The organism is Gemmatimonadaceae bacterium (assembly GCA_020846935.1).
Taxonomy (GTDB): Bacteria; Gemmatimonadota; Gemmatimonadetes; order Gemmatimonadales; family Gemmatimonadaceae; genus RBC101.
On the sequence record JADLCY010000004.1, the window covers coordinates 109,012 to 121,185 of the forward strand.

Genomic DNA, 12,174 nt, shown 5'->3' on the forward strand with positions numbered 1-12,174 from the left:
GCCTAGAGCGTGAACCCTGCGCGGTAGGTCGGCAGGATCCACTCCGCCGGGATGTTCGCGGTCTTCACCGCGCCGGTCACCGGATCCAACTCGATCGTGCGCCCGGATCGAACGGCGAGGTTGCCGAGCACGATCATCTCGGTGAGCGGGCCGGCGTGGCTCACGAAGCTCGAGCCGGGCTGCGTGCCGTTCTTGACCGCGGCAATGAACTCCTTGTAGACGCCGGGCGTGCGTTCGTACTTCTTCGGCACGGGAGTGGCCAGGATGACGGCGTTCTTTGCCGGGTCGCAGAGCTGTGGATCGCCGCCGTACGTGCCGGCCAGGAGCGAACCCTTGTCGCCCACCCACAGCTGCCCGCCCTCGGGGTCGTTAGGCCATGGGCGTGTCATGCCCCACTCCTCGGGCCGCGGTGGAAACAGCGAGCCGTCACGCCACGTCACGGTCACTGGCGGGCGACCGTTGCGCGCCGGAAACTCGTAGGTGATGCGCGACGAACGCGGGGCCGTCTCGGCGAACAGGGCCGTCGACTCCGGGATCACGCGCGCGGGGTAGCCAAGCTCGAGAATCCAGAACGCGGCGTCCATGAGGTGACAGGCCATGTCGCCCATCGCGCCGGTGCCAAAGTCCCAGTAGCCGCGCCAGTTGAACGGTGCATAGCTCGGGTGGTATGGGCGTTCCGCGGCCGGGCCGAGCCAGAGGTTCCAGTCGAGCGTGGGCGGAACGTTGTGCATGTCCGTGGGCCGATTGATGCCCTGCGGCCAGATCGGTCGGTTGGTAAAGAACTCGACGCGCTGCACCGAGCCGATCGCGCCCGACTCGATCCATTCGCGGAGCACGCGTGTGGTGTCCATCGCGTGCCCCTGGTTCCCCATCTGCGTGGCCTGCTTCGGGCGACGTGCCGCCTCGGCCTTGAGCGCGCGCACTTCGCCAACGGTGCGCGCGAGCGGCTTCTGGCAGTACACGTGTTTCCCCACCTTGAGCGCCATCATCGCGATCGCGGCGTGCGTGTGATCGGGCGTGGTGATCGTGACGGCGTCGAAGCCGGCGGCATCGCGATCGAACAGCTGCCGATAATCGCGGTAGCGCTTCGCCTGAGGAAAGCGCAACGCTGCGCGCTCGGCCTGTCGATCATCAACGTCACAGAGGAACGCGATGTTGTTGTCGGGCGCGATGCCGACGACGTCGTTGTAACCCATGCCGCCCACGCCGATGCAGGCGATGTTGACCGTATCGCTCGGCGCCTGGTATCCCCGGCCGAGCACGTGGCGCGGGACGATGGTGAAGGCGAAGGCGCCTGCGCCGGCCTTGGACACGTCGGACACGAAGCTGCGACGGGACTGGGTCATGGCTCGGAACGGGTTAACGGGTATCGACCGACGGGATCTTCGCCGGGCGGAAGAGCAGGAGAAAGAGCAGGAAGACCACGGCCGCCATCGCCGCGGGTTGCAGCCAGATCGCCGTCCAGTCATGCACGACGGCCAGGCACTCGCGCGCGCTTGCCGCGGCTTCGCTGCAGGTCGGGTTGGGCGACGACGAGCGGTTCACGACGAAGCCGGAGACAAACGCGCCGATGAAGTAGCCCAGGCCGTTGGTGACGAAGTTGATGAAGCCCTGGGCGGCCGCGCGCGTCTTCTCGCCCGCCTTCTGGTCGGTGTAGATCTGACCACTCACGAAGAAGAAGTCGTAGCAGACGCCGTGCAGCAGGATCCCGATGTAGAGCAGCGGTAGCCCTCCTGCGGCATTGCCCTCGGCGAACGCCACGTAGCGCAGCGCCCATGCCGCCATGCCCACCAGCATGATGGTCTTGATGCCGAAACGCCGCAGGAAGAAGGGCAACAGCACCATGAAGCCGATCTCCGACCACTGCCCGAACGTCTGGATGAACGCCGGGTCCGGAGCGTTGATCTCGTTGAGAAACGGATTGGCGAACGTGTAGTAGAACTGCAGCGGAATGCACAGTAGAAAGGAGCCGAGCACGAAGATCGAGAAGTCGCGGTCCCTGAGGAGCGCCAGGGCGTCGAGCCCCAGGGCGTCGCGTGCGGAGAACGGGGTGCCCGCCGCCTTGGGCGGCGTGTGCGGCAGCAGGAACGCAAAGATGCCGAGCACCACGGACGCCGCGGCGCCGATGAGCATGGGAGTGGACTGCGCATCCGCCTTGAGCACCTTGCCGACGATCGTGCCGGCGGCGATCCAGCCGATGGTGCCGAGGACGCGAATGAGCGGGAAGTCCTTGCCCGGATCCTTCACGTGGTGGAAGGAGATGGAATTCGTGAGGCTCAGCGTCGGCATGTAGCAGAGCGCATACAGAATCAGCATCGGGTAGAACGTGCTGAAGCTCGTCTGTTGCGACACGAGATACATCACACCCGCGCCGGCGAGGTGCAGGATCACGAGAAGCTTTTCGGAGGCGAAGAACCGATCGGCGACCATGCCCACAAAGAACGGCGAGATGAGCGCCGCGATCGCCGTTGCGCCGTAGGCGAGTCCGATCTCGCCGTCGGTGAATCGCAGACCCTGCCCGAGGTACGTGCCCATCGTCACGAACCAGCTCCCCCAGATGAAGTACTGGAGGAACATCATGATGGAGAGCTTCGTGCGGACGGACATGAGGGGCGATGGGTTGGGAGTTGGTGGCGGTCCGCGCAACGCGCGTGCGCCCTCGGAGATCGACCTACCGCTACCCTCGCCCGACCCCGAACGTCCTGATGCGCATGTTGCGGAACGCGACCCAATCGCCGTGATCCTGGAGTCCGATGAAGCCCCGTGATGCCCGGGCGTAGGTGGGCCACTCCACGAACTTCGAGGCCTTCATGCGGCGCTCCCAGTCCGGCGACCAGAGCTCGAACTCCACCACCTTGCGGCCATTGAGCCAGTGCTCGACGTGCGCGCCGCGCGCCACGATGCGGGCCACGTTCCATTCGCCGACCGGCTTCACCGCGTCGCGTGGCGCGGGATACAGCGCGTAGTTGGCGCCCGCGACGGTGAGCTCGGTCGTATTGTCGGGGTGTCCGATGTTGTCGAGCACCTGATACTCGGCGGCGTTCTCGTAGATGCGCGCGGTCGCCTCGCCCGCGCGATAGAAGACGCCGCTGTTTCCCTTCGGCCCGACCTTCCACTCGAACTCGAGTTCGAAGTCGCCGAAAGCCTCGGCACCGTAGACGATGTCACCGCCGGCCGCGACGCGCGTGAGGGCGTCGTCGACGACCTTCCAGCCGTCGGGCAGTCCTGCCTTCTGGTAGCCGCGCCAGCCTGTCGCTCGCGCGTCGATCAGCGATCGCCAGGGGCCGGCAGTCTGTGCGGCCAGGGGAGAGGTCATGAGTGTCAGCGGAAGCATCGCGACAACGAACCGGGACCGGCGCATCGGCAGCAGAGTGAGGTCGCGGCCAACGTAGGGCCGCTCGCGTCACGGCGGAAGAGCGAACCGCGCTGTGCAAAGCACGGCGGAGCAGCGCACTCCCGCCGGTTGCCGGGCAACGTCGACCGGGCGGCGCTCCCGAGGGGCCCGCGCGGTCGCAGCCGCGGTCGCTCCGCTCGCAACGGACCCGTTGCACACAGCCGGGGACCGGACGCGCCGGGATTCGCGTATCATTGGGCAACGCACACCACTCCCCATGACCCGACTTCACCTGCGTTCTGGCCGCGCGATCGCTCTCGCCGGCCTTGGCGTCGCCCTTCTGTCCTGCGCCACCAACCCGGTCACCGGCCGTCGCGAGCTCTCCCTCGTCTCGGAGTCGCAGGAGATCCAGATGGGATTGCAAGCGGCCAAAGAGGCCGCCGTGCAGATGGGCGTGTACCCGGATTCCCAGCTGCAGCGTTACGTCAGCTCGTTAGGCATGCCGCTGGCCAGGTCGTCCGAACGGCCCAGCCTGCCGTGGTCGTTCACGGTGATCGATGACCCGATGGTCAACGCCTTCGCCCTTCCCGGCGGGCCGGTCTTCGTGACGCGCGGCATCCTCGCCTACATGAACTCGGAGGCGCAGCTCGTCTCGGTGCTCGGCCATGAGATTGGCCATATCACGGCCCGACACTCGGTCAACCAGATGTCCCGCGCCCAACTCGCCCAGATCGGCCTCGTTGGCGCCATGATCGCCGCGCCGGAGCTGCAGCAGTTCGGCAACCTCGGAAGCCAGGCACTCGGCGTGATGTTCATGAAGTTCGGGCGTGACGACGAGACGCAGTCCGATGACCTCGGCTTTCGATACATGACGGCGGCGTCATACGATCCCGCGGAGATGGCCGAGATGTTCCGGACGCTCGAGCGGACCAGCGCCGGTTCCGAGCGCGCGCCCGAGTGGCTCTCGACGCACCCGGACCCCGGCAACCGCGTGGAGAAGACGCGCGAACGCATCGCGGCGTGGTCGCGGCCCGCTGGCGCGCTCAAGGTCAACCGCGACGCGTTTCTGCAGCACATCGACGGCATCGTGTTCGGCGACGATCCCAGGCAGGGCTACTTCCAGCAGCAGGTCTTCTATCACCCGTCCATGAAGTTCCGCCTGGACTTCCCATCGGGATGGCGGACTCAGAACGCGCCCACGCAGGTGGCAGCGGTGAGCACCCAGCAGGACGCCATCATCGTGCTGTCGGCAGCCGGGAACGCGGCGCCATCGCAGGCCGCTGCGCAGTTCGCCAACCAGCAAGGCGTGCGCGCGCTCGGCACATCGACGAACAGCATCAACGGGCTGCCGGCAGCCGTCACCCAGTTCACCGCGCAGGCCGAGCAGACCGTGCTTGCCGGCTACGCCGCGTTTGTCCAGCTCGACGGGGCGACCTTTCAGATCCTCGCCTATGCCCCACAGCCACGCATCGCGTCCTACGACGGCGCGTTCCGCGCCGCCATCGGTTCATTCCAGCGCGTGACCGACGCGCGCGTGCTCGGCGTGAAGCCGCAACGCCTGCGACTCGTACGCCTCGCCAGCGCGATGACGCTCGCGCAGTTCCAGCAGCAGTACCCCTCGCCGATCCCCATCGAGCAGCTCGCCGTGATCAACGGGGTGGAGAACGCGAACGCTTTGTTCCCGGCCGGCAGCCGCGTGAAGCGCGTGGTGGTCGAGTAGGGGCTTGCGTCGGGCCCAGGGGCCCGTGCATACTACCCTCAACATTTGAGGGTAGTATGGCCGCAGACCAGATGCCGCTCCTGCAGGGCACGCTCGACGTGCTCGTGCTCAAGACGCTCACGTGGGGTCCCAATCACGGCTACGGCGTGGCCCGCTGGATTCGCGAGACCACGGAAGACGCGCTCGCCATCGAAGACGGGGCGCTCTACACGTCGCTGCACCGGCTCGAACGACGCGGTCTCGTGGAGAGCGAGTGGGGAACCACCGCCGAAGGGCGCCGCGTGAAGCAGTACGATCTCACGACAGCGGGACGTCGCGCGCTGCGTGCGCAGGCCGAGCAGTGGCATCGGTACGTGACGGCCGTTGGGCGCGTGCTGCAACCCGCCTGAGGAGCCCGATGCCGCGGCTCCCTGGCCTTCGCCGGCTCTTTCGCCACGTCGACTCGGTCGACCGCGTGCAGCGCGACGTCGACGACGAGATCGCCTTTCACCTCGACGCCGTGACCGCGGAACTGGTGGCCGGCGGCCTCGACGAGGGAGCGGCGCGGCGCGAGGCCGAACGTCGGTTCGGGCCGGTCGACCAGCACCGCTCCTCGCTCAAGAGCGAAGGGCGCGAGCGCCTGACCCGTGCTCGGTGGCGCACGGCGCTCGATGAGCTGCGGAGCGACCTGGGCTACGCGGTGCGCGGCCTGGTGCGCGAGCCACTGTTCGCCCTCGGCGCGATCTTCACGCTGGCCATCGGTATCGCGGCGAACAGCACCATGTTCAGCGTCATCGACCGGTTGCTGCTGCGTGCGCCGCCGCACGTGCGCGATACCCCGGAGATGTCGCTGGTGTACTTCACGCGGCCCGAGGGCTCGGGTCGCGCGTTCACGAGGAACAACACATCGTGGCCCGACTTTGCGGCGCTGCGCGACAGTTCCGGCGCGGTGAAGGACGCCGCCGCCTACTTTCTCGCCGAGGGCTCGCTCGACCAGGGGCCCGCTGCCCGCAAGGTGAGCCTCGGGCTGGCGACCGGGAACTTCTTCAACCTCCTCGGCGCGTCACCGGCGCTTGGCCGGTGGTTCACCCCGGCCGAAGACGACCCTGCGGCCACCGAACCGGCCGTGGTGCTCGCGGACGCGTTGTGGCGCGGACAGTTCAACGCGGACCCGGCGGTGCTTGGCCGCGCCGTTCGTCTCGACGGTCGCATGCACACCGTGGTTGGGGTGGCGCCGCCAGGATTTCACGGCCCGCAATCGCTGCGGGTGGACGCGTGGATCCCGATCCGCACGGCGGCTGGTCGCACGATCGGCGCCGACTTCGAGACGTCGCGCAACTGGTTCTGGATCAAGGTGGTGGCCGAGCGCCGTGCCGACGTCCCGCTGACCATGGCCGCCGAGCGCGCGACACTGGTGCATCAGCGCGCCAATCGGGAGTCCAAACAGAGCGATTCGTTGGCGCGGGTGGTGTTCGCGTCCATGGTGCCGGCGCGCGGGGCGGGCGTCGAGCGCACGCCGGGCATCGAGCAGGGCGGTCGCGCTGGATTCACGCCGCAAGGCCGCATTGCGGCCTGGTTGGGCGGCGTGGCGGCGGTCGTGCTCCTCATCGTGTGCGCTAACCTCGCCAACCTGCTGCTCTCGCGCGCCAGCCGCCGGCGGCGGGAGATCGCGGTGCGCCTCGCCATGGGCGTACGGCGCGGGCGACTCGTCAGGCAGTTGCTGAGCGAGACGCTGCTCCTGTCCCTCGCCAGCGGGTCGGTCGGCCTGCTGCTGGCATGGTGGGGCAGTGCGTTCATGCGACGCACGTTCCTGGCAGAGATGGCGTGGGACTCCGCGGCGATCGATGCACGCGTGGTGGCGTTCACGCTGTGCGCGTGCCTGGTTACGGTCGTCATGGCCGGCCTGGCACCGGCGCTGGTCGCGAGCCGGCAGGACCTGACAACGGCTCTCAAGGCCGGCACACGCGGCGGCGGGCATCGCCGCACGACGCTCCAGCGCGCCCTGCTCGTGGCGCAGGCAGCGCTGTCGGTCGTGCTGCTTGTCGGCGCTGGGCTGTTCGTGCGATCACTGCGCAACGTGGCGTCCGTCCACCTGGGGTACGACGCGTCAAAGGTGCTCGTGGCCGATGTCGACCTGGGCCCGGTCTTCGCGGGCGCCAACCGGGACTCGGTCGACGTGGAAGTCGATCGCTTCTGGGCCGAAGCGCTGGAGCGCGTGGGCCACCTGCCGGGCGTGGCTTCGGCCGCGCTCGGCGTTACGACGCCGTTTGCGTCGAGCTGGGCGAGCGACTTCAAGCTGCCCGGGCGCGACTCGCTCCCGGAGCTGCGTGGCGAAGGACCATATGTGAACTCGGTGAGTCCAGCCTTCCTCGCCACGCTGGGCACCCGCGTGACACGCGGCCGGGGGTTCCTGCCCACCGACGTGAAGGGCGCCGAACCCGTCGGAGTCATCAACGAGGAGATGGCGACTCGTCTGTGGCCCGGCCAGAATCCAATCGGGCAGTGCATGAAAGTCGGTGGCGACTCGGTGCCCTGCACCACCGTCGTCGGCGTCATGGAGAACAGCTTCCGCGACAACCTGCGTGAAGAGACCGTGCCTCAGTACCTCGTGGTGCTCGGACAGGCGACGTGGCAGCAACCGACCTGGCGTTCGCTCTTCGTGCGTACGAACGGCGATCCTGCCGTCGTCGCGGCACTGGTGCGCGAACGCCTGCAGACGCAGCGGCCCGACCTCCCCTACGCGCACGTCCGAACGCTGCGATCGATCATCGAGCCGGAGATCGAGCCCTGGCAGCTTGGCGCAACGATGTTCGGTGTGTTTGGGGGACTGGCGCTCCTGGTGGCGGCCATCGGCCTCTACGCCGTGGTCGCCTACGACGTCTCGCAACGCTGGCACGAGCTGGGGGTGCGCTCGGCGTTGGGCGCGCGGCCGGGGCAGCTGCGCGGGCTCATCGTGGGCGATGGTGTGCGGCACGCCATGGTTGGGCTCGTGATCGGCGGGGTTGTCGCGTGGGCCTTTGCCCCGCTGGCGTCCGGCATGTTGTATCGCGTCGCGCCGCGCGACCCTGTGACCTACTCGATCGTGGCGGGCGTGCTGCTGGGCGCCGCCGCCGTGGCGTGCCTCCTGCCCGCTCGCCGCGCGGCGCGGGTGGCACCGGCGGACGTGCTGCGGGGCGACTGACTCAGTCCGACTTTCCTCCGAACAACGGCAGCTGATCGACCGACGTCGCGCCCTCGATGGCGAGGAGCGCGCGCTTGGTGTCGCGCCCACCGCGCGCCGAGAATCCGCCGAGCCCTCCGCCCGCGGCGAGGATGCGATGGCAGGGGACCACGAGGGGGAACGGGTTCTGCGCCAGCGCCTGCCCAACGCCTCGGGCTGCGGTCGGATCGCCCAACTGCCGCGCAAGCTCGCCGTAGGTTGACGTCGAGCCGGGGAGGATGGCACGGGCCAGGGCATACACGCGCGCGTTGAACGGGGGGACGCCACGCACGTCGAGCACCACGTCCCGGAGGTCGTCGCGTGTGCCCTCGAGCAGTGCGGTCATGCCGATGATGGCTCGGGCTACCGGCGGTGGCGCGGACACCGAGCGCGCATCCGGAAAGCGCTTCGCGAGACGTCGGCCCGTGGCGTGAGGTCCGCCCGCTTCGGGCAGCTGCACGCCAACGATGCCGGCCTCGCTCCAGGCCACGCCGCAACGTCCCACCGCCGTGTCAAACACGGCGTAGCCGACGGCGTGACCCGGACCATGCGTCATCGCGACGATGGAGGCACCAGTCCGGCGAGTCGGAAGTACAGCACGAGCTGTCCGTAGTGCTCGCCGTTGTGTTCGATGAAGCTGATGACCGTATCCACGTCCGCCGCCGCCGTCGAGCCATTCATGTGGCGGATCTCCTTGCCCACGTCATCGAAGGAGCGCCGAAGAACATCGACGACCTTGGCCTTGGTGGGTGCCGCGGACCTTGGCACTTCGTTGGCGCTACCGTCGGCGTCCTGCTGTTGCAGCCTGCGGGCTGCGTAGTCGTTCCAGAATGCGACGTGCCGCAGCTGCTCGGCAAACGTGCGCGTGCCGCTCGACGGGGCGGCGTCGTAGCGGTCCTCGGGAAAGTCCTTTGCCAGCTCGACGAGCTTGTCACCGATCTCCGTCCAGCGGGCCTGCAGGGTCTCGTGCATGGTGCATTCACTCCGATGCGGGGGTTGAGCGCGCCGACTCACCGAGTCGGACGCGCGTCAGCCTACCCGATCCGCTGTCGGCGAAGCTTGCGGATTGTTGCGCGATTTCGGGGAGCCGTCATCGGCGCGCCCAACGGGGGAGTGCCATCGCGCGCAACGTGGCGCGGTTGGCACGCGAAGGGACCACACCGAACCGCTCGCGGAACATCGTGACGAAGTGGCTGAGCGAGGCGAACCCGACGCGATAGCACGCATCGGACACGCTCGCACCCTGCTCGAGCAGTCGTACCGCCTCGCGCAGGCGCACCGTCATCAGATAGCGATGCGGCGGCATGCCCACCTGCTCGCGGAACATGCGCGCGAAATGAAACGGGCTCATGTGCGCCGCCTTCGCGAGCGCATCGAGCGTGAGTGCGGAGGCGTACGAGGTATCGATCAGCTCAACTGCGCGATCCAGCTGTCGGGCCATGGCCGTCGCATTGGAAGCGCGGCGGCGCGGAGCCGGCACGTCGCCGAACGAGTCCACCAGTGACGCGGCGAGCAGCTCAAGCCGCATCTCCTGTCCGGGCGCGCAGGTCGCGAGCCGGCGACGCACGAACGCGCGCCGGTTATCGACCACCCCGTGAGGCGGCGCCAGCTCCGGGACTCCCGCTGAGCGCAGGTGCTCCCATGCGTGTTCACTGAAGGAGAGTGAGAGACAGCGATCCGTCGGCGTGTCGCAGTCGTGACGCACTGAGAATGTCATGCCCGGTGTGGTGAGGAAGAGGGATCCCGGCCCCAGCCGCCACCGATCGCGGCCCATCACTACGTCGAATGAGCCTTCGTCGACGAAGGCCACGGCGTGCCGGCGTGTACACTCGACGTCCGGGTCCGTGTGCGCGACGCCGTGCGGGTGATCAAACGCGGCCAGCGATACGGCCGGCGTTTCCAGGATCAGGGCGTGGCGGTTCATGGTTCACCAAGGTACGGCCGGCGAGAAGGTTCCCGGGTCGTCGTATGGGCGAACGGTGATTCAGCACGTCCGACCGGTTGCTGGCGATGTCGATCAGTCAGCCAGAACGCGAGGGATCGACGCCGGCCTCCGTCCCGAACGACCGGCTGCGGGCGGGCGAACGGTGATCCCGCGCGTCGAGCGTCCCTGGCGATGTCGACCATCCGGTCCGAACGCGAGGGCTTCGACGCCGGCCTCCGTCCCGAACGACCGGCTGCGGGCGGGCGAACGGTGATCCCGCGCGTCGAGCGGTCCCTGGCGATGTCGATCAGCCGGTTCGAACGCGAGGGCTCGACGCCTGCCTCCGTGCCAAACTACTGGCTGCGGTTGCGGTCCCTGCCCGACGGGGCGTTGAGGCGCGTCTTGGTCCAGATCACGATCGCCGCACACGAGGTGGAGCCCGCCATCTGGAACTGGGCTGGCACGGAGGTGCCGTTGTAGACCTCGATCGCGCCGATCTCCCACGGTGGCACCAGCCGGTCGACGTCGCCGGGGAAGATCGCCTCCCACACGGCACCGTCCACGAAGTAGCGCACGCACCCGTTCACCATGTTGCGCGAACTCTGGACCACGTAGTCCGTGCCCGACGGCACGACGCGCAGCCCCGGAATGGTGCGGAAGACGTCGGTGAGCAGGTTCGGTGCGCGTTTGGTGATGTCGTCGCCGTTCAGGAAGTATCCGAACCCGGACTTCTTGCGCTGCGTGAAGCCGACCTTTTCGAGTCCGGCGTCGGCCTGGGCCTCGACGCGCACCTCGGCGAGCACGGTGGCCGCGCGCGACATCGTGATAGTCATGTCCGCGACCTGTCGGGTCGACAGCTCCACCGCCTGCTCCACCGGGGCAAGGCCGATCTGCCTGACGACGACGGACTGCGTGCCCGAGGGCAGCGAGTCGAGCCGGAACACGCCCCCCTCGCCGGTCAGCGTCATTCCCGCGGTGTTGAGCACGTCGACGCGCGCGCCGACGATCGGCGCACCCGCCGCGTTCAGCACTCGGCCGGTGAGTCTCGCGCTGCCCTTTTGCAGGGTGGCCGCCGAGAACGACTTGCCCACCGCGGCCTCGCGCATGCGTCGCGTGGCGCTGTCGCCGGTGGACACCGCGACCGTGTTGGCGCTGCCGATCTTGAGGCCCTGCACGACGAGCGCGTCACCTTCGAACTTCACACGCACTTCCGATGTCGTGATGCCCTTGAAGTCGGCCTGCAGCGTGCCCTCGAACGCGTTGGGCAGGCCGCAGATACGGTAGACGCCGTCCTCACCGGCGAGCGCGTCGCGTCGCCGCGGCACGCGTCGCAAACCGGCGTTGATCGACATTTCTTCCCACACGACCGACACGCGCCCGCCCTTCACCGGTTGTTCGGTATCGGCATCGAGCAGCCGGCCGATGATCGCCGACGGGCCGAGCGCACGCCGCGCCGCCGGGCACGACACTTCGACCAGCGTGGCGCCCGACGGCACCGTGAGCTGCACGCTCTCCACCGCGCCGTCTTTGAGCTCGATGTCGTTGGTGATCATCGTCATGCCGAGCGAGTCAAGCATCACATGATCGACCCGCACCTTGTACGTGCCCGGCGGGATGCTGTCGACGCGAAAGACGCCCTTGTCGGTGGTGATCGTCGAGCGATTCGTCCCCTCGACCATCACGCGCGCGTCAGCGAGCGGCGACATGTGCACGGAATCGAACACCGTGCCAAACAGCGTTGCCGAGGGCGCTCGCGGTACCACGACCTCGGCGGGCTTTGCAGTTGCGCTGCTATCGGCGGCCCTGGTCGAGTCCGCCTTGGCGGCCGCCCGCGCGGGCGGTCGCCGCGGTGGCTGCTTCTGTTGCTGCGCGAGCACGCTGCTGCTGGACGAGAGCGCCAGGCAGAGCAGCACGGCGGCGTGGCGGCTGGCGGGGGCAAGTCGCATACGGCACGATCGGGGAAGAGCGAATGACCTTGCGGTCAGGCAAGATACGACCGGGCGAGATCAGGCGCTCGG

General features: G+C 68.4%; 10 protein-coding genes. 3 read left to right on the forward strand and 7 right to left on the reverse strand.

What is annotated here, in order from left to right; translation table 11 throughout:
• Positions 1 to 2: 2 nt before the first annotated feature.
• The 3 genes from IT361_06525 to IT361_06535 form a co-directional block, all read right to left on the reverse strand.
• Positions 3 to 1,346: a Gfo/Idh/MocA family oxidoreductase gene (locus IT361_06525; GenBank protein ID MCC6317333.1), complete on the reverse strand. Its 1,344-nt coding sequence runs from the start codon at positions 1,344 to 1,346 to the stop codon at positions 3 to 5.
• A 13-nt stretch (positions 1,347 to 1,359) separates the two neighbouring features.
• On the reverse strand, positions 1,360 to 2,607 hold the full coding sequence (locus IT361_06530) for a nucleoside permease (GenBank protein ID MCC6317334.1): 1,248 nt from the start codon (positions 2,605 to 2,607) through the stop codon (positions 1,360 to 1,362).
• Positions 2,608 to 2,677: 70 nt separating this feature from the next.
• Positions 2,678 to 3,316: a DUF1080 domain-containing protein gene (locus IT361_06535; protein MCC6317335.1), complete on the reverse strand. Its 639-nt coding sequence runs from the start codon at positions 3,314 to 3,316 to the stop codon at positions 2,678 to 2,680.
• A 295-nt stretch (positions 3,317 to 3,611) separates the two neighbouring features.
• On the opposite strand from IT361_06535, the gene IT361_06540 reads away from it, so the two are divergent.
• From IT361_06540 to IT361_06550, 3 genes are read left to right on the forward strand one after another with little or no spacing between them, the layout of a single operon-like run.
• On the forward strand, positions 3,612 to 5,054 hold the full coding sequence (locus IT361_06540; protein ID MCC6317336.1) for a M48 family metalloprotease: 1,443 nt from the start codon (positions 3,612 to 3,614) through the stop codon (positions 5,052 to 5,054).
• A 56-nt stretch (positions 5,055 to 5,110) separates the two neighbouring features.
• Entirely contained in the window at positions 5,111 to 5,443 is a 333-nt protein-coding gene (locus IT361_06545; GenBank protein ID MCC6317337.1) for a PadR family transcriptional regulator, read from the forward strand.
• Positions 5,444 to 5,451: 8 nt separating this feature from the next.
• On the forward strand, positions 5,452 to 8,214 hold the full coding sequence (locus IT361_06550) for an ABC transporter permease (protein ID MCC6317338.1): 2,763 nt from the start codon (positions 5,452 to 5,454) through the stop codon (positions 8,212 to 8,214).
• Position 8,215: 1 nt separating this feature from the next.
• On the opposite strand, the gene IT361_06555 is transcribed toward IT361_06550, so the two are convergent.
• The 4 genes from IT361_06555 to IT361_06570 form a co-directional block, all read right to left on the reverse strand.
• Positions 8,216 to 8,788: a methylated-DNA--[protein]-cysteine S-methyltransferase gene (locus IT361_06555; GenBank protein ID MCC6317339.1), complete on the reverse strand. Its 573-nt coding sequence runs from the start codon at positions 8,786 to 8,788 to the stop codon at positions 8,216 to 8,218.
• A complete protein-coding gene (locus IT361_06560) occupies positions 8,785 to 9,204 on the reverse strand; it encodes a DinB family protein (GenBank protein MCC6317340.1) in 420 nt (139 codons plus the stop codon). The genes IT361_06555 and IT361_06560 overlap by 4 nt, the downstream gene beginning before the upstream one ends.
• A 118-nt stretch (positions 9,205 to 9,322) precedes the next feature.
• A complete protein-coding gene (locus IT361_06565; GenBank protein MCC6317341.1) occupies positions 9,323 to 10,156 on the reverse strand; it encodes a helix-turn-helix transcriptional regulator in 834 nt (277 codons plus the stop codon).
• A 353-nt stretch (positions 10,157 to 10,509) separates the two neighbouring features.
• Positions 10,510 to 12,102 (reverse strand): carboxypeptidase regulatory-like domain-containing protein, encoded by a 1,593-nt coding sequence (locus IT361_06570; protein MCC6317342.1) that lies wholly within the window; start codon positions 12,100 to 12,102, stop codon positions 10,510 to 10,512.
• Positions 12,103 to 12,174 lie beyond the last annotated feature (72 nt).

Coding starts and splice junctions, on each gene's coding strand:
- IT361_06525 (MCC6317333.1), bottom strand. CDS start 1,346: ATGACCCAGTCCCGTCGCAGCTTCGTGTCCGACGTGTCCAAGGCCGGC.
- IT361_06530 (MCC6317334.1), bottom strand. CDS start 2,607: ATGTCCGTCCGCACGAAGCTCTCCATCATGATGTTCCTCCAGTACTTC.
- IT361_06535 (MCC6317335.1), bottom strand. CDS start 3,316: ATGACCTCTCCCCTGGCCGCACAGACTGCCGGCCCCTGGCGATCGCTG.
- IT361_06540 (MCC6317336.1), top strand. CDS start 3,612: ATGACCCGACTTCACCTGCGTTCTGGCCGCGCGATCGCTCTCGCCGGC.
- IT361_06545 (MCC6317337.1), top strand. CDS start 5,111: ATGGCCGCAGACCAGATGCCGCTCCTGCAGGGCACGCTCGACGTGCTC.
- IT361_06550 (MCC6317338.1), top strand. CDS start 5,452: ATGCCGCGGCTCCCTGGCCTTCGCCGGCTCTTTCGCCACGTCGACTCG.
- IT361_06555 (MCC6317339.1), bottom strand. CDS start 8,788: ATGACGCATGGTCCGGGTCACGCCGTCGGCTACGCCGTGTTTGACACG.
- IT361_06560 (MCC6317340.1), bottom strand. CDS start 9,204: ATGCACGAGACCCTGCAGGCCCGCTGGACGGAGATCGGTGACAAGCTC.
- IT361_06565 (MCC6317341.1), bottom strand. CDS start 10,156: ATGAACCGCCACGCCCTGATCCTGGAAACGCCGGCCGTATCGCTGGCC.
- IT361_06570 (MCC6317342.1), bottom strand. CDS start 12,102: ATGCGACTTGCCCCCGCCAGCCGCCACGCCGCCGTGCTGCTCTGCCTG.